Raw genomic sequence first — 14,779 nt, 5'->3', positions numbered from 1 at the left:
GAATCGGTTCGCATGCGTCGTTTGCCCCTGATCGCCCTCGTCTCCGCCTTCGCGGTCTCGGCCTGCGCCCAAAGCCAGACCGTGGCCCTGACCGCCCCGCCGCCCCCGAAGCCCGCCGTCTCGAGCCCCGCCGCGACCACGCCGCGCGGCTTCGTCGCCGCCGCCAATCCCCTGGCGGCCGAGGCCGGCCTGAGGGTGCTGCGCGAGGGGGGCAGCGCGGTCGACGCGGCCGTGGCCATCCAGGCGGTGCTGAGCCTGGTCGAGCCGCAGAGCTCGGGCCTGGGCGGCGGATCGTTCCTCACCTACTACGACGCCAAAACCGGCAAGGTGACGGCCTATGACGGTCGCGAGAAGGCCCCGGCCGGCGCCACACCCGACCTGTTCATGGGCGCCGACGGCAAGCCCCTGCCCTTCGTCACCGCCCTGCTGTCGGGCCGCTCGTCCGGCGTGCCCGGCGCGGTGGCCATGCTGGCCCAGGCCCAGAAGGAGCACGGGACGGCCAAGTGGAGCACGCTGTTCAGCGACGCCGAAAAGCTGGCGACCGACGGCTTCACCGTCAGCCCCCGACTGGCCGGCATGATCAACAATCCACGCGTGCCGCAGAACACCATGCCGGACGTGAGGGCCTATTTCACCAAGCCCGACGGCCAGCTCTACCAGGCCGGCGACACGCTGAAGAACCCGGCCTATGCCGCCACGCTCAAGCGGGTGGCCGCCGAGGGCCCCAGCGCCCTCTATGAAGGCCCGATCGCCCAGGCCATCGTAGACAAGCTGCACGACGCGCCGGCAGGCCTGCAGAGCGCCATGACCCTGACCGACCTGAAGACCTACCGCCCGCGCTCGGCCGACGCCCTGTGCCGGCCGTGGAAGGTCTATACGGTCTGCGTGCCCAACCCCTCGTCGAGCGGCCTGGCGGTGATCCAGGCCCTGATGATGCTGGAGCACACCGACATCGGCGCGCGCGGCCCCAAGGATCCGATCGCCTGGACCCTGCTGGCCGAGGCCGAGCGGGTGATGTACGCCGACCGCGACCGCTATGTGGGCGATCCGTCGTTCGTGAAGGTGCCGGTCGAGGGTCTGCTGGACCCAGCCTATGTGGCGCAGCGCGCCAAGCTGATCCATGACATCGCCGGTCCCGCCCCGGCCTTTGGCTACCCCAAGGGCGCGCCCAAGGTCGGCGTGGACGCGACCAAGGAACCGGGCGGCACCACCCACTTCGTGGTCAAGGACCCGGCCGGCAACGTTGTGTCGATGACCACCACGGTCGAGAGCATCTTCGGCTCGGGCCGGATGGTCGGCGGCTTCTTCCTCAACAACCAGCTGACGGATTTTTCGTTCTCGCCGGTCGAGAAGGACGGCGCGCCGGCCGCCAACGCCGTGGCCGGCGGCAAGCGGCCGCGCTCGTCGATGGCGCCGATCATCGTGCTGGACGACAAGGGCAAGTTCCTGGCCGCCGTCGGCTCGCCAGGCGGCAACGCCATCCTGTCCTATAACCTCAAGGCCATGGTCGGGCTGTTCTACTGGAACCTGTCGATGCAGGACGCCATCGCCCTGCCCAACATCGTCTCGCGCGGCGATAACTTCTCGGGCGACGCCGAGATGTTCGGCCCTGAGATGGTCGCGGCGCTGAACGCGCGCGGCGTAATGATCCACACCGGCCAGTACGAAGGCTCGGGCCTGCACGGCGTCATCGTACGGCCGGGCGGCGTGCTGGAGGGCGGCGCCGATCCGCGCCGCGAGGGCGTGGCCCGGGGGCTGTAGGGGCGGCCGACAAACAGACATGATTGAGCCGCCTCACGCGACTTCTCGCTGAGTTTAGTGGGGAGGCGCGAAGCGGCCGGGACGAACCCGGATGACCGTGATGTGTTTTGTGCGTTTCGGCTCGACCTGTCCGCTTCGCCAAGCTGTTCTTGACCGTGAGGATTGGGGCACACGAGCGTGAGTTTCAGCTCTGATTCCCAACTAGCCCCCGGACGGGCGCGCATCTTGTCGATCGGCTAATCCGTCTCGACGCCGACGATGTGCGATAGGCGGACTCTGATCCCCGCCCTCTTCAACCCGCGCTCGCTCTGCCGACGGGCCCCTCGGCGCGCGGTCCGTCCTTCTGAGACGGTCCGCCCGCTTCGACCCGCCGCCCAGGGCGTCGCGGCCCCGCTCAGCTTCATCACCCGTCGCCGCTTTGGGCCGGTACCAGGCGCCCTCCCCTTGCGACGGGGACAAGAAGAAGTATCCACCAGTTTTTGGACCCGGGGATACAGAAGGGCGAGAAAGTTGGAAGCGATTGATTTTGCTGCGTTCGAGTCGCTGAACGCGGAGGATAGAGCGCGACAGCTCCTCCCCCTGAAGGGGGAGGCGGCCGGAGGCCGGAGGGGGAAGTCCGCAGTGAGTCAGCAGTCACTTCCCCCTCCGTCGCCTGCGGCGACACCTCCCCCGCTAGGGGGAGGATCTTGGGGGCGCAGGCTCACCGTCGCGTCGAAGTCAGCCAGGCTTAAATCTCACGGCGAGACGATGGGACGGTCCGCTGTCAGCGCGCCGGGGCGCATGGCCAATCTTGACCCGAGAACGGCGTCAGAGGCGTTGACCTGTATCGCCTATTCCGGCTCGTCGGGCGCCGTCAGGTCGGCGGGATCGAAGCTGTAGTCCAGCAGGTCGCCTGGTCGGCAATCCAGCGCCGCGCAGAGCCGCGCCATGGTGCGAAAGCGGATGCCCTTGACCTTGCCCGAGCGGAACAGCGACAGCTGGGTCTCGCTGAGACCGACCTCGGCCGCCAGATCGCGCGCCTTGAGGCCCTTCTTCACGATCAGGGCGTCGAGGGTCACGCGGACCGGCATCAGATCATCTCATCAAGTTCGGACTGGATCCGGCTGGCCTGGTCCACCACCCGGCCCTGCAGGAACAGCGCGCCGCCGATCATGCCCAGCGTCATGCCGGGCACGTCGAAGTGCAGATAGCCGCCCTTGCCGTGCTGGACCAGCCGGATCAGGTTGCTGACCACAAATACGCTGGTCACGCCGCCGACGCCGAGGGCGATCCCGACCCGACGCAGGGCCGAGGCCAGGGTTGGCTGAATCAGCCGCCCCCTGGCCAGTTCGCCCATGGCCTGGCCGATCGACCAGACGCCAAACAGATAACAGACGGCCGGCAGGTTCTGGATGGTCACCGCCAGTATGATGGCGGGCGTGGGTGAGGCCTTGTGGAACAAGAGCAACAGCAGCGGCGCGACCCACGCCATCAGCGCCAGCAGGGCCCCGACGCTGATCACCATGAACATCGCCAGCCAGCGGAACTGGCCGCACATGCGGCGGAATTTGTCGATGTCGTTCTGGCTCACCACGCCCCCCGGATCCTGTCCTATCTTTAATCTTGACTTAAAGATGCGCGCTTTGCAACTTTATATCTGACTTAAACGAAAGGGCTCGCTGAGCAGATGTCCGCCGCTATCGAGACCCAGGGCCTGACACGCCGTTTCGGCCGCCGCCTGGCGGTCAGGGCCGTGTCGATGACCGTCCCCGAACAAGCCGTATATGGCTTTCTGGGCCGTAACGGCGCGGGCAAGACCACCACGCTGAAGATGGTGCTGGGCCTGATCCGGCCCAGTGGCGGCGTCGCCCGGGTTTGCGGGATCGACGTCGCGCGCGACCGCATCGGGGCGGCCCGCAAGTTCGGGGCGTTGCTGGAGGCGCACGGCTTTTACGGCAACCTGACCGGCCGCGAGAACCTGGCCCTGACCACGACCCTGATGGGCGCGCCCAGCCGCGAGATCGACCGGGTGCTGGAGGTCGTCGAGATGCGCGCCGAGGGCGGGCGGCGGGTGTCGGACTATTCACTGGGCATGCGCCAGCGCCTGGGCCTGGCCCGCGCCATGCTGGGCGCCCCGCCGGTGCTGGTGCTCGACGAGCCGACCAACGGCCTGGACCCAGACGGCATCGCCGACATGCGCCGTTTTCTCAAGAGCCTGCCCGCGCGCACTGGCGCGACGGTGCTGCTCTCCAGCCACCTGCTGGGCGAGATCGAGCAGACCGCCACCCATATCGGCGTCATCAACGAGGGCCGGCTGGTGCTGGAAGGTGAGCTGGCGCGGCTGAAGGCCGACCTCGCACCGGAAATCATCCTGCGCACCGACGATAATGCCCGCGCCGCTCAGATACTGGCCGTCCACGACCTGATCGCGACCGCCAGCGGCGACGGACTGCTGGTGCGCCTGCGGCCTGGCGGCGACGCCGACCAGACCGCCGCCGAACTGAACCGCGCCCTGGTCGAGGTCGGATTGTCGGTGTTCGCCATCGGCCCGCGCGAGCGGTCGCTGGAAGAGATCTATCGCCAGGTCACCACGCCCGTCGCTCAGCCCCAGCCCCAAACGGAGATCGCCTGATGCTCGCCGCCCTGTCCGTCGAAGCTCGCAAGCTGAACCGTTCGATGGCCGCCCTGCTGGCGGTGTCCGCGCCGGCGCTGATCGCCGTCTTCGTGTTCTTCAACATGCTGCGGGGGCGCAGGGCCATGCCGTGGGAGAACTGGACAGAGGCCTCGACCGGCGTCTGGGCCTTCTTCATGCTGCCCATGAGCGTCACCGCCCTGACGGCTCTGGTCGCCCACATGGAGCACGGACCGCGCGCCTGGGATCATTTGCGGGCCTTGCCGATCGCGCGGTGGAAGATCTACGCCGCCAAGGCGCTATGCGTGCTAACCGTCATCACCGCCATGAGCCTCCTGAACCTGCTGGTGACCGTGGGCGCTGTCATTCTGGCGGGCGCGATCAAGCCGGCCGTTGCCCCGACCGACGCGCTGCATCTGGCGACGCCGCTGCTGCTTGTGGGCAAGGTGATGGTGGCGGCAATCTTGCTCACCGCCATTCAACTGTGGACCGCCCTGCGCTTTTCCAGCTTCGTACCGGCCCTGGCCCTCGGCATTGGCGGGACCTTCTTTTCGGTGGTCGCCACTTCGGCCAAGCAGGGGGTGTTCTTTCCCTGGCAGATGCCGGTCAACATGCTGGCCAAGGAAGCCTGGCGCGTGGACACGGCCCTGTTTCTGGGCGGTGGCGTAGGGTCTGTGGTCCTCGTACTGGCCGTCATGCATCTCGCCCGCCGCGAGGTGCTGTAGCGTCTGACGCCCACCCCTCTCGGTCGCGCCGAAGGTCCGCTTCCTCCGCCGCTAGCCGGGTTCGCCGCCCCTAGGACGCGGCGTCGCCGCTCGGCGTCGAGACCACGGCCGCCTCCGGCAGCGGCTCGGGAACCCCCGCCAGGCTGAGATCGAACACCGAGCCGCCCGGCCCGGTCTCGACCAACACCAGATCGCCGCCATGGCCCTGGGCCAGCTCGCGGGCGATGGCGAGGCCAAGGCCCGTGCCGCCGCGCCGCACCGAGCCGACGAAGGGCTGGAACAGGTTGGCCTGGGCGCGGGCCGGCACGCCGGGGCCGTCGTCGGAGAGCCGCAGGATGCTGACGCCGTCGCCGCGATGCAGCTCGACGAACACCCGGCCCTTGCCGCCCCGGTCGGGCGCGCCCTCGACGGCCTCGCGGGCGTTGCGCAGCAGGTTGGTCAGGATGCGATGCAGCTGGTCCGGATCGGCCAGCACCTGCTCGCGCGGGTCGATCACCGTTTCCAGGGCCACGCCGCCCGGCGTCAGGCCGGAATCCTCGGCAGCGCTGTCGAGCGCGGCGCGCAGGGGGACGGGCCGGGCCACCGGCGCGGGCTCCTTGGACTTGCCATAGGCCATGACGTCGCTGGCCAGGGTGATGGCGCGGTCCAGCGCCCGTTCCAGCCGCGGCAGGGCCTGGGCCACCTTGGGATCGCCCAGGGCGGCCAGGCGGTCGGAGGCCATCTGGGCGCTGGTCAGCATGTTGCGCAGGTCGTGATTGATCTTGGCCACCGCCTCGCCCAGCGCCGCCAGCCGCGCCTTGGACGCCAGGGCGGTCAGCAGGTCGGTCTGCATACGGTCGAGCTCGAGTTCGGCCCGGCCGATCTCGTCGCGACGCTTGGAGACCACGATGCGGGCCTCGGGATCATCGGGGTCGGCGCGAAACTGCTCCATGGCGCGGGTGATGCGCTGCATGGGCCGCACCAGGAAGATGTTGAGGAACAGATAGACGAAGAAGCCCGCCAGGCCGGCGACGAAGATGGTGATGCCCGCCAGGCGCCAGAAATAACCGACCAGAAGCGCCTTCAGCGGGGCGTCGGGCAGCACCACTTCGACGAACTCGGCCTTGCGGAAGCGCGGCTCGGCCATCACGCGGACCATGCTACCGGGCGGGCTGGTCAGGGTGAAGAACGGGGCGGCGATCCACGAGCCGGGGTTCTGGCGGCGCAGGTCGACCAGATAGGGCGTGGCCATGGGCGCCTTGGGCGGCAGCACCAGCCGGCGGGCGCCGTCGACCTGCACGGCCACGGTCACGGCTCCGGCCTGGTCGAACATCTGGGCGGCGACCGCGTCGCTGACCCGCAATTCAGGATCGGACTCGGCGATGGTCGAGGCCAGTTCGCCGGCCCGCACTCGATCCAGCAGCCACTGTTCCTCATAGGCCGCGAGCGTGGGCGGCAGGGCGAACAGGCCGGCGACGGTGACCACGAAGGCGGTGAACAGCAGCAGACGCGCCGAGAGGCCGCGCGGCCAGGGGAAGCGGCGCTTGCCCGGCGGTGTCGGGTTCTCCGGCGGCGAGACCGTCTCGGTCATGGAACTGGGTTACTTCACGTCGGGCGCTGGAGCAACGCGCCCCTGTCGCCAAAGGCGCCACAGCGGCGGCAGAAAGGCCAGCACGCCCATGCCGACGATGGGCAGATAGATCCGCGGCGACAGCAGGGTGTGCAGCGACACCGGCCCGCCCTGGGCGAAGACATGGCCAAGGCCCGCGCCGATGCCGGCATAGACGAACGAGCTGGGCACCATGCCCAGGAACGAGGCCAGCACGAAGGTGCGCGCGGGGACGGCCATCAGCCCGGCCGCGACATTGACGATCAGCAGGGGAAAGGCCGGGATCAGCCTCAGGGTCAGCAGGTAGGAAAAGGCGTTGTTCTCGAAACCCCGCTCGATCCGCAGCAGCAGGGGGTTCCTCCAGCGCCGGAAGAAGTCGCCGAAGGCCGTTCGGCTGACCAGGAACACCACGGTCGAGCCGCCGGTGGCGCCGGTGACCGCCGCCGCTCCGCCAAAGAGGGGACCAAACAGAAATCCGCCGCTGAGCGACAGGATCAGGGCTCCCGGCAGCGAGATCGAGACCGTGGCCACATAGACGCAGACATAGATCAGGGCGCTCAGCAGCGGCTTCTCGCGGGCGAAGGCCTGCAGGCCCTCGCCCCGGGCCCGGAGCTCTTCCAGGGAAAGATGGCCCGCCACGCCGCTGGCCAGCGCCCAGGCAAACAGACCGACAAGGACGACAACGGGCCCGAAGCGTCGCAGCAGCATCAGGGCGCGATCGGTCGTCATGCGGCGCCGACCGCGTCCTCGACGCAGGCGAACCCGTCCGCCTTGAGCCGCGCCGACAGCTCGCGCTTGATGCGGACCACCAGGCCCGGCCCGCCATAGACCAGCGCCGAATACAGCTGCACGGCCCGCGCCCCGGCCCGGATCTTGGCGTAGGCGCCCGCCCCGTCGGCGATCCCGCCGGCCCCGATCAGGGTGGTGCGACCGGCGGCCGCCGCGTGGAAGCGCCTGAGAACGGCCGTGGAGGGCTCCAGCAGGGGCGCGCCCGACAGGCCGCCGGCCTCGCCCCGGTCCGCCGACATCAGCGACTCGGGGCGGGCGATGGTGGTGTTACTGACAATGATCCCGTCCAGGCCATTGGCCACAACGGTCTCGACGATGGCCTCGACTTCGCCGTCCTCCAGATCGGGCGCGACCTTCAGGAAGATCGGATAGTCGCTGGTCGAACTGGCCTTCAGCGTGGCCCGCGCCTGGGCCATCCGGCCCAGCAGGTCCTCCAGCGCCGCCCGGGTCTGCAGGGCGCGCAGGCCCGGCGTGTTGGGCGAGGAGATGTTGGCGGTGAAATAGTCCGACAGCCCCCACAGGCGGGTCAGGCCGGTGACATAGTCCTCGATGCGGTCGGTGGCGTCCTTGTTGGCGCCGATATTGGCCCCGACGAAGCCATGGCGGCCGGCGCGCTTCGCCAGGCGGTCAGCGAAGGCCTCCAGGCCTTCGTTGTTGAAGCCCATGCGGTTGATCACCGCCTTGTCTTCAGTCAGCCGGAACAGGCGCGGACGCGGATTGCCGGCCTGAGGCAGCGGCGTGACGGTGCCCGCCTCGACGAAGCCGAAGCCGGCGGCCAGCATGGCGTCGGGAACCTCGGCGTTCTTGTCGAAGCCGGCGGCCAGGCCGACGCAGCTGCTCAGGTGCATGCCGGCCAGGCTGATCGACAGCGCCGGATCGGACGGCCCGCCCTCGCGGGGACCAAGGCCCGCCTTCAGGCCCTTGATGGCCAGGCCGTGGGCGTCTTCCGGATCAAGGGCGTGCAGGGCCCGGGCGGCGAGATCGTGAAGGCTCATGCGGTGAGAACGCCCAACTGGGGAATGCCGTCGGCGTCGAGGTCAAGGTCCTTGCGGGTCACCACCTCGGCGGGCAGCAGGGGCCGATAGAGATGCGGAAACAGCGCCCCGCCGCGCGAGGCCTCCCACTTCAGCGCCTCGCCCAGCAATTCGGCCTCGACGCCCAGCAGCAGCAGGCCTTGCTGACCGACGAACCATTTGGCCGCCGTTTCCTGGGCCTGGTCGGCGCCGGACAGGTGGATGAAGCCGTCGGCCAGGTCGACCGGCGAACCCTCGAATTTGCCGGCGGCCTCGGCGGCCTCCCAGTCGGCGCGGGGCAGGATCTTGTAGATGAGGGTCATTCGCCGCCGACTCCGCCATGCTCGGACACGTAGAACAGATGCTCCAGCACCGGCGGGCCGCCAGAGCCGAACGCGAAGACCACGGTGGTGGCGGTGGGGAACCGGCCCCGGATCCTATTGAGCGCCACCGGCTCGCCCCCGCCCTGGATGACCAGGCGCAGGGCCAGCTCGTGCAGGCCGGGATTATGGCCGACGATCATCACGACCCGGTCCGCCTCGCCCTCGTCCTCGAGCACGGCGAGCACCTCTTCGGCCTCGGCGTGATAGAGGTCGCGGCGAAAATCGGCGCGCGCCTTGGGAAAGGCGTCGACGACGGCGGCCGTCGTCTCGCGGGTGCGGCGAGCGCTGGAGGACAGGATCAGGTCGGGCGCGACGCCGGTCCTGGCCAGCAGCCGTCCCATCAGGGCCGCGTCGTCGCGACCTCGTTCGGTGAGGCCACGCTCGAAGTCGCCGCCCGTGGCGGCCTGCCGTTCGGCCTTGCCGTGGCGCATGAGGATCAGACAGTCCATGCGCCCTCCATAGCCTTCAGGCGGTCACACCGGAAGCCGGCGGTTGACACCTTGTGCGTCAAGCGGTCCAAGGCGACATGACTGATCCGGATCTGGTCACATCCACACCTGTCGGCGGCGGCGCCTGGCGGTTCCCGGCCAGCGAGCCGCTGCGCCTCGATTCGGGCGGCGTGATCGAGGGCCTCGAGGTCGCCTATCAGACCTATGGCCAGCTGAACGCCGACCGATCCAACGCCGTCCTGATCTGCCACGCCCTGACCATGGACCAGCATGTGGCCTCGCCGCATCCGGTGACGGGCAAGCCGGGATGGTGGCCGCGCCTGGTGGGACCGGGCAAGCCGCTGGATCCGCAACGGCATTTTATCATCTGCTCGAACGTCATCGGCGGCTGCATGGGCTCGACGGGGCCCGCCTCGATCAATCCGGCGACCGGCAAGCCCTGGGCCCTGTCGTTCCCGGTGATCACCATCGCCGACATGGTTCGGGCCCAGGCGATGCTGGTGAAGGCGCTGGGCGTCGAGACCCTGTTCGCCGTGGTCGGCGGCTCGATGGGCGGCATGCAGGTGCAGCAGTGGGCGGTGGACTATCCCGAGCGCCTGGCCAGCGCAGTGATCATCGCCTCGGCCTCAAGGCACTCGGCCCAGAACATCGCCTTCCACGAGGTGGGCCGCCAGGCGATCATGGCCGACCCCGACTGGCGCGGCGGCGCCTATGCCGACCACGGGACCCGTCCTGAAAAGGGCCTGGCCGTGGCGCGGATGGCCGCCCACATCACCTATCTGTCCGAGCCGGCCCTGCAGCGGAAGTTCGGCCGCGAACTGCAGCGCGACGGCCTCTCGTGGGGCTTCGACGCCGACTTCCAGGTGGAAAGCTATCTGCGCCACCAGGGGGCCAGTTTCGTCGACCGCTTCGACGCCAACAGCTATCTCTACATCACCCGGGCCATGGACTATTTCGACATCGCCGCCAGCCACGGCGGGGTGCTGGCCAGCGCCTTCACCCGGGCCCGGCACATGCGCTTCTGCGTGCTCAGCTTCAGCAGCGACTGGCTGTATCCCACCGCCGAAAACCGCCACATCGTGCGCGCCCTGACGGCGGCCGGTTGCCGCGTGGCCTTCGTCGAGATCGAGAGCGACAAGGGCCATGACGCCTTCCTGCTGGACGAGCCGGTGATGGACGCCGCCCTGGCCGGGTTCCTGGGATCGGTGGAGAGAGAACGGGGGCTGGCGTGACGGCGAACATGACCACCACCCGCGAAGACTTCCGGGAGATCCTGCGCCTGGTCCGTCCGGGCTCGCGCGTGCTGGACGTGGGCTGCGGAGAGGGCGCGCTGCTCGATCTGCTGACCCATGACAAGCAGGTCGACGGCCGGGGCCTGGAGATCAGCGCCAGCGGCGTCGCCGCCTGCATGGCGCGCGGCCTTTCGGTGGTGCAGGGCGACGCCGACCAGGACCTGGACCACTTCCCCGACAAGACCTTCGACTATGCAATCCTGTCGCAGACCCTGCAGGCCACGCGCCAGCCGCGTCACGTGCTGGCCGAGTTGCTGCGCATCGCCGACCGGGCCATCGTCTCGTTCCCCAATTTCGGACACTGGCGAGTTCGCTGGTCGCTGCTGAGTCGGGGCCGGATGCCCGAGACCAAGGCCCTGCCGATGCCCTGGTGGTCGACCCCGAACATCCACCTGTGCACCCTGGTCGATTTCCTGGCCCTGACCGACGACCTGAACGTACGGGTCGACGCCTGCGCCGCGTTCGCCGGCAAGGGCCCGGCCCGCGCGATCGATCCCTCCAGCGCGCTCGAGAACTGGCGGGCCGAGACCTGCCTCTTCATGCTCAGCCGCCATCCGCAGGGCGAGGACGCAGGGCAGGCTGCGGCGAGGGAACCTCCGGCGGTTTCAGGCGATCTCTTCGACGGATGAAGCTTCGCCTGATGACCTACAACGTCCACCGCTGCGTGGGCACGGACCGCGCGCTTGACGTCGAGCGCGTGGCCGAGGTGATCGCCGCCGAAAATCCGGACGTGGTGGCGCTGCAGGAGCTGGACGTCCTGCGTCGCCGCACCAAGACCGTGGACCAGGCCCATCGCCTGGCCGAACTGCTGAAGATGAAGTTCCACTTCCATCCGGCCATGGCCGTGGAAGAGGAACTCTACGGCGACGCCATCCTGACCGCCCTGCCCGAACGCCGGATCCGAGCCGAAGGCCTGCCGCTGTATCGGCGCGTGCCGGGCCTGGAGCCGCGCGGGGCGTTGTGGGTCGAGGTCATGGTCGGCGACACGCCGGTCCAGATCATCAACACCCATCTGGGCCTCGTTCCCCAGGAGCAGAAGCGCCAGGCCGCCGCCCTGCTGGGCGACCGCTGGATGGCGTCGGACGAGTGGACCGCGCCGGGGGTGCTGCTGGGCGACTTCAACGCCACGCCCTATTCGGCGACCTATCGGATGCTCAAGGCCGCCCTGCGCGACGCCCAGACGACCGGCGGCGCCTGGACAAAGCCGGCCACCGCCACCTTCCCGTCCAGCTTCCCGTTCATGCGCATCGACCATGTCTTCCTGACCAAGGGCCTGGAGACCGTCGGCGTGCGCTCGCCCTATGACGCCAGGGCCAGGGTGGCTTCCGACCACCTGCCGCTGGTCGTCGACCTGGAGATCACGGCTGCAGGTAGTCCGGCAGGGACGGCGGCGGCTTGGCAAGACGTTCCAGATCGCGCCTGAGGCGCTCGCGGCGACCCCAGGGCCGCCAGGCGTCGTCGGGCGAAATGGCGTCGCCCAGGTTCCAGTCGGCGATGAACTGCTGAACGCCGGTCAGGTGACGCACCGGCACGGGCTGCAGACGACGCGGCGGACCGCCCTTGACGTCCAGCGCATGAATGGCGGCGGCCAGCCCCCCCTCGCTCTCCATCGCGGCCAGGACATCGACCGCCTCGCGGTTGATGAAGTGCCCGATCAGGCGCCCCAGGAAGGCGCGGATCACCTGGCTGTCCTGCTCGTCCTTCGCCTCGAAGGCCAGGTCGCACTCGGTGTCCAGGCCGATCGAGCGGTTGTTCAGATTGGCTGAACCGACGCGCAGCATCCAGTCGTCCATGATCGCCACCTTGGAGTGGACGATGATCGGTCCGCCGTTGGGGGTGCGGGCGCTGAACGCCGAAAAGCGCTTGTTCACATCGACCGATCGCAGGCGGTTGATCGCCGAGGTGCGGGCGCTGTCCATGGTGATCTGGTCGAAATAGCTGGGACTGCGGGCCGGGCCGACCGTCACGATCTCGGGTCCGTCGGGCTCGGCCAGACGCTCGGCCAGCGCCTCGACGATGATCGGCGAGGTCAGGTACTGGTTCTCGAGATAGATCAGTGTCTTCGCCGCGCGGATGCCGGCCAGATGCAGCATCAGGCTTTCGGTGATCTCGGGCAGGTGCTTCCAGGCGGCCTGGGTCCGACTGATCCCGACGCTGGCGCGGCGCAGGTCGGGCAGCAGGCCCTCCGGCCACGGCGTCTCATCCGGCCGCTGGGGGGCGATCAGGGCCTCGCCCGTGGCGTTGCGCCAGCGGTCGATGAACAGGTCGCCCAAGGCCTGGGCGGCCCGGCCGTCGACCAGCATCGCCACTTCATGGCGCGCGGGATAGTGGCGGCCGGTGGGCAGGCGACGGATGGGATTGTCGTCCAGATGCTCGCAGGTGTCCCAACGATCGACGCCGATATCGCCGCCGCTGAGCAGGGCGGTCGCGCCGTCGATCACCACCACCTTCTGATGATGGCAGGCCGAAGCCGGCAGGGTGTTGTCGAGGTGATACTTGACGCGCGACCCGGCGAAGAAGGCCGCGCCGCGCTGGGGCCCGAACAACTGGGCTGCGGCGATCGGAAAGGGCATGGCCCAGGTCAGGATCCGCACGTCGAGCGCCGGGTTCAGCGCCGCCTGCCGGCGCAGGATCAGGCCTATGCGGTCGGCGGTTTCGGGATCACGGCTTTTTCTGACGCGGTCTGGATCCAGACGGGTCAGGGGATCAAACACCCAGGCCAGGATCCAGATCGAGCGCTTGGCCGCCAGCAGCAGGGGCTTGAGCGCGTCGAAGGCCTCGTCATTGTCGATGAACAGGGCCAGTCGGTCGGCGGTCTCGACGCGCCAGCAATTCTGGCCGGGTTTCAAGACGGAGGCACGCTCGTCCATGACGCTCCTAGTCGTGGTGAGACTCGACAACGCACGGAGCCCCGTTGTGGCTCCGCTTGCGCGTCTACTTCCCGACAGTCGCCGACGCTTCGGGCGGGACCCTAGCCCGCAATCGCGGCGGCGTCGCGTTCGCCGGTGCGAATGCGCAGTGCCTGTTCCAGGTCCATGACGAAAACCTTGCCGTCGCCGATCTTGCCGGTGTTGGCCGTGCGTTGCAGGGCTTCGACCACCGACTCGACCACATCGGTAGGCACGGCGATCTCGAGCTTGACCTTCGGCAGCAGCTTCACCTCGTATTCGGCGCCGCGATAGACCTCGGTCTTGCCCTTCTGCCGGCCATAGCCACGGACTTCCGTGACCGTCAGCCCGGACGCGCCCGCCTCGGTGACCGCCTCGAGAACCGCGTCCAGGCGGCTCGGCTTGATGATGGCGACGATCATTTTCATGGCGCGGCTCCCGCGGCTGACAGTGGTTACGCAGTCTAAGCTAGGCTTCCAACGCGAAGCCTCCAAGAGCGTTCAGTCTTCGACACGGCCTGGCGCCTCACGAACAGGCGCCTTGCGGGCCGAGGCCGGTCCGGCCGGACTGGGCGCCAGGACGCCGGGCGCGAAGACCCGGACCCTAGCGCGATGCCCGCGCGGCTTGACGGCGAAGGTCTGCTTGACGGCCTCCATCAGGATCAAGCCGGCGAAACGCGGCCAAAGTCGCGCGCCGACCTGCTCGAAACCCTCGGCCCAACCCGCCGCCATGGCGATCGGCGGCGCGTAGAGGGCCCGGGTCCAGCCGGCCGGTTCAAGCTCGGCGTCGCGGATGAGGCGCTCCAGCTGGCTGCGGCTGAACGGACGGCCATGGCCGAAGGGCGTGCTCTCGGCCCCGGCCCAGACGCCGTCGCGAGAGGCCACCGCCACGATCAGCCGGCCCGTCGGGGCCATGACCCGGCCGATCTCGGCCAGGACGGCGGCGGGATCATCGGCCTCTTCCAGGGCATGGACCGCCAGCACCCGGTCAAACATGGCGTTGGGCAGCGGCAGGGCCGTTTCCTCGACCAGGCAGGCCTGGTTGCGGCCGCCCTGCGGCCAGACCTCGACGCCCTGGGTGGCCGGCATGGCCGCCACGACCCGCCGGGCGCTGTGGCGGGCGGCATCGAGAAAGGGGGTCGCATAGCCCAGGCCCAGAACGTCGAGCCCCCGCGTGTCGCCCCACGCCTCCTCGACCTTGCGTTCCAGCATCAGCCGCGCCGCGCGCCCGAGGGGCGTGGCGTAGAAGGCTCTCAGATCGAGCACGTCGCGACGCATTGA

General features: G+C 69.2%; 16 protein-coding genes. 6 read left to right on the top strand and 10 right to left on the bottom strand.

The features are described 5' to 3' along the window. Positions 1 to 12: 12 nt before the first annotated feature. On the top strand, positions 13 to 1,761 hold the full coding sequence (ggt, locus tag ACQY9P_RS09345; protein ID WP_421739531.1) for a gamma-glutamyltransferase: 1,749 nt from the start codon (positions 13 to 15) through the stop codon (positions 1,759 to 1,761). Between the two features lie 830 nt (positions 1,762 to 2,591). On the opposite strand, the gene ACQY9P_RS09340 is transcribed toward ggt, so the two are convergent. Next, complete coding sequence (locus ACQY9P_RS09340; RefSeq protein ID WP_421739532.1) at positions 2,592 to 2,831, bottom strand: helix-turn-helix domain-containing protein; 240 nt, start codon at positions 2,829 to 2,831, stop codon at positions 2,592 to 2,594. Continuing rightward, positions 2,831 to 3,331, bottom strand: coding sequence for a DUF2975 domain-containing protein (locus ACQY9P_RS09335; protein WP_421739533.1), 501 nt, complete (start codon positions 3,329 to 3,331; stop codon positions 2,831 to 2,833). Before ACQY9P_RS09335 ends, ACQY9P_RS09340 begins: the two co-directional genes overlap by 1 nt. Positions 3,332 to 3,427: 96 nt before the next feature. Between ACQY9P_RS09335 and ACQY9P_RS09330 the strand changes: the two genes are divergently transcribed. Both ACQY9P_RS09330 and ACQY9P_RS09325 read left to right on the top strand, forming a co-directional pair. Beyond that, positions 3,428 to 4,372, top strand: coding sequence for an ATP-binding cassette domain-containing protein (locus tag ACQY9P_RS09330; RefSeq protein ID WP_421739534.1), 945 nt, complete (start codon positions 3,428 to 3,430; stop codon positions 4,370 to 4,372). After that, positions 4,372 to 5,097, top strand: a complete 726-nt coding sequence (locus tag ACQY9P_RS09325; RefSeq protein ID WP_421739535.1) for an ABC transporter permease — start codon at positions 4,372 to 4,374, stop codon at positions 5,095 to 5,097. Before ACQY9P_RS09330 ends, ACQY9P_RS09325 begins: the two co-directional genes overlap by 1 nt. Positions 5,098 to 5,167: 70 nt before the next feature. Here the strand turns inward: ACQY9P_RS09325 and ACQY9P_RS09320 are convergent, their stop codons facing one another. From ACQY9P_RS09320 to ACQY9P_RS09300, 5 genes are read right to left on the bottom strand one after another with little or no spacing between them, the layout of a single operon-like run. Beyond that, a complete protein-coding gene (locus tag ACQY9P_RS09320; protein WP_421739536.1) occupies positions 5,168 to 6,667 on the bottom strand; it encodes a sensor histidine kinase in 1,500 nt (499 codons plus the stop codon). A gap of 9 nt (positions 6,668 to 6,676) precedes the next feature. Further along, complete coding sequence (locus tag ACQY9P_RS09315) at positions 6,677 to 7,414, bottom strand: TVP38/TMEM64 family protein (RefSeq protein ID WP_421739537.1); 738 nt, start codon at positions 7,412 to 7,414, stop codon at positions 6,677 to 6,679. Then, a complete protein-coding gene (locus ACQY9P_RS09310; RefSeq protein WP_421739538.1) occupies positions 7,411 to 8,469 on the bottom strand; it encodes a quinone-dependent dihydroorotate dehydrogenase in 1,059 nt (352 codons plus the stop codon). The genes ACQY9P_RS09315 and ACQY9P_RS09310 overlap by 4 nt, the downstream gene beginning before the upstream one ends. After that, a complete protein-coding gene (locus ACQY9P_RS09305; RefSeq protein WP_421739539.1) occupies positions 8,466 to 8,810 on the bottom strand; it encodes a DUF952 domain-containing protein in 345 nt (114 codons plus the stop codon). Before ACQY9P_RS09305 ends, ACQY9P_RS09310 begins: the two co-directional genes overlap by 4 nt. Further along, complete coding sequence (locus tag ACQY9P_RS09300) at positions 8,807 to 9,319, bottom strand: SixA phosphatase family protein (protein ID WP_421739540.1); 513 nt, start codon at positions 9,317 to 9,319, stop codon at positions 8,807 to 8,809. Before ACQY9P_RS09300 ends, ACQY9P_RS09305 begins: the two co-directional genes overlap by 4 nt. A gap of 77 nt (positions 9,320 to 9,396) precedes the next feature. On the opposite strand from ACQY9P_RS09300, the gene metX reads away from it, so the two are divergent. Genes metX through ACQY9P_RS09285 form a run of 3 tightly spaced genes read left to right on the top strand, consistent with a single transcriptional unit; the run spans position 9,397 to position 12,034 of the window. Beyond that, on the top strand, positions 9,397 to 10,551 hold the full coding sequence (gene metX / locus ACQY9P_RS09295) for a homoserine O-acetyltransferase MetX (RefSeq protein WP_421739541.1): 1,155 nt from the start codon (positions 9,397 to 9,399) through the stop codon (positions 10,549 to 10,551). Positions 10,552 to 10,559: 8 nt separating this feature from the next. Next, on the top strand, positions 10,560 to 11,240 hold the full coding sequence (gene metW, locus ACQY9P_RS09290; RefSeq protein WP_421739542.1) for a methionine biosynthesis protein MetW: 681 nt from the start codon (positions 10,560 to 10,562) through the stop codon (positions 11,238 to 11,240). Beyond that, a complete protein-coding gene (locus ACQY9P_RS09285; protein ID WP_421739543.1) occupies positions 11,237 to 12,034 on the top strand; it encodes an endonuclease/exonuclease/phosphatase family protein in 798 nt (265 codons plus the stop codon). The genes metW and ACQY9P_RS09285 overlap by 4 nt, the downstream gene beginning before the upstream one ends. Here the strand turns inward: ACQY9P_RS09285 and ACQY9P_RS09280 are convergent. The 3 genes from ACQY9P_RS09280 to ACQY9P_RS09270 form a co-directional block, all read right to left on the bottom strand. After that, the gene (locus ACQY9P_RS09280; protein WP_421739544.1) at positions 11,970 to 13,481 is read right to left on the bottom strand and encodes a phospholipase D-like domain-containing protein; all 1,512 of its coding nucleotides are present in this window, start codon (positions 13,479 to 13,481) and stop codon (positions 11,970 to 11,972) included. The genes ACQY9P_RS09285 and ACQY9P_RS09280 overlap by 65 nt on opposite strands. Before the next feature lie 101 nt (positions 13,482 to 13,582). Continuing rightward, entirely contained in the window at positions 13,583 to 13,927 is a 345-nt protein-coding gene (locus ACQY9P_RS09275) for a P-II family nitrogen regulator (RefSeq protein ID WP_421739545.1), read from the bottom strand. 72 nt (positions 13,928 to 13,999) lie between these two features. Continuing rightward, positions 14,000 to 14,776, bottom strand: a complete 777-nt coding sequence (locus tag ACQY9P_RS09270; RefSeq protein WP_421739546.1) for a class I SAM-dependent methyltransferase — start codon at positions 14,774 to 14,776, stop codon at positions 14,000 to 14,002. Positions 14,777 to 14,779: the final 3 nt, after the last annotated feature.

Source organism: Caulobacter sp. (assembly GCF_965279145.1).
Classification (GTDB): domain Bacteria; phylum Pseudomonadota; class Alphaproteobacteria; order Caulobacterales; family Caulobacteraceae; genus Caulobacter.
Note: the sequence above shows the minus strand (reverse complement) of the source record. Positions and strands in the feature narration are given on the sequence as shown.

Bases quoted from the DNA above. Each gene is read 5' to 3' on its own strand.
- ACQY9P_RS09275 (WP_421739545.1), bottom strand. From the start codon at position 13,927: ATGAAAATGATCGTCGCCATCATCAAGCCGAGCCGCCTGGACGCGGTT.
- ACQY9P_RS09270 (WP_421739546.1), bottom strand. From the start codon at position 14,776: ATGCGTCGCGACGTGCTCGATCTGAGAGCCTTCTACGCCACGCCCCTC.
- ACQY9P_RS09315 (WP_421739537.1), bottom strand. From the start codon at position 7,414: ATGACGACCGATCGCGCCCTGATGCTGCTGCGACGCTTCGGGCCCGTT.
- ACQY9P_RS09285 (WP_421739543.1), top strand. From the start codon at position 11,237: ATGAAGCTTCGCCTGATGACCTACAACGTCCACCGCTGCGTGGGCACG.
- ACQY9P_RS09320 (WP_421739536.1), bottom strand. From the start codon at position 6,667: ATGACCGAGACGGTCTCGCCGCCGGAGAACCCGACACCGCCGGGCAAG.
- ACQY9P_RS09340 (WP_421739532.1), bottom strand. From the start codon at position 2,831: ATGCCGGTCCGCGTGACCCTCGACGCCCTGATCGTGAAGAAGGGCCTC.
- ACQY9P_RS09330 (WP_421739534.1), top strand. From the start codon at position 3,428: ATGTCCGCCGCTATCGAGACCCAGGGCCTGACACGCCGTTTCGGCCGC.
- ACQY9P_RS09325 (WP_421739535.1), top strand. From the start codon at position 4,372: ATGCTCGCCGCCCTGTCCGTCGAAGCTCGCAAGCTGAACCGTTCGATG.
- metX (WP_421739541.1), top strand. From the start codon at position 9,397: ATGACTGATCCGGATCTGGTCACATCCACACCTGTCGGCGGCGGCGCC.
- ACQY9P_RS09280 (WP_421739544.1), bottom strand. From the start codon at position 13,481: ATGGACGAGCGTGCCTCCGTCTTGAAACCCGGCCAGAATTGCTGGCGC.
- ACQY9P_RS09305 (WP_421739539.1), bottom strand. From the start codon at position 8,810: ATGACCCTCATCTACAAGATCCTGCCCCGCGCCGACTGGGAGGCCGCC.
- ACQY9P_RS09300 (WP_421739540.1), bottom strand. From the start codon at position 9,319: ATGGACTGTCTGATCCTCATGCGCCACGGCAAGGCCGAACGGCAGGCC.
- ACQY9P_RS09310 (WP_421739538.1), bottom strand. From the start codon at position 8,469: ATGAGCCTTCACGATCTCGCCGCCCGGGCCCTGCACGCCCTTGATCCG.
- ggt (WP_421739531.1), top strand. From the start codon at position 13: ATGCGTCGTTTGCCCCTGATCGCCCTCGTCTCCGCCTTCGCGGTCTCG.
- metW (WP_421739542.1), top strand. From the start codon at position 10,560: ATGACCACCACCCGCGAAGACTTCCGGGAGATCCTGCGCCTGGTCCGT.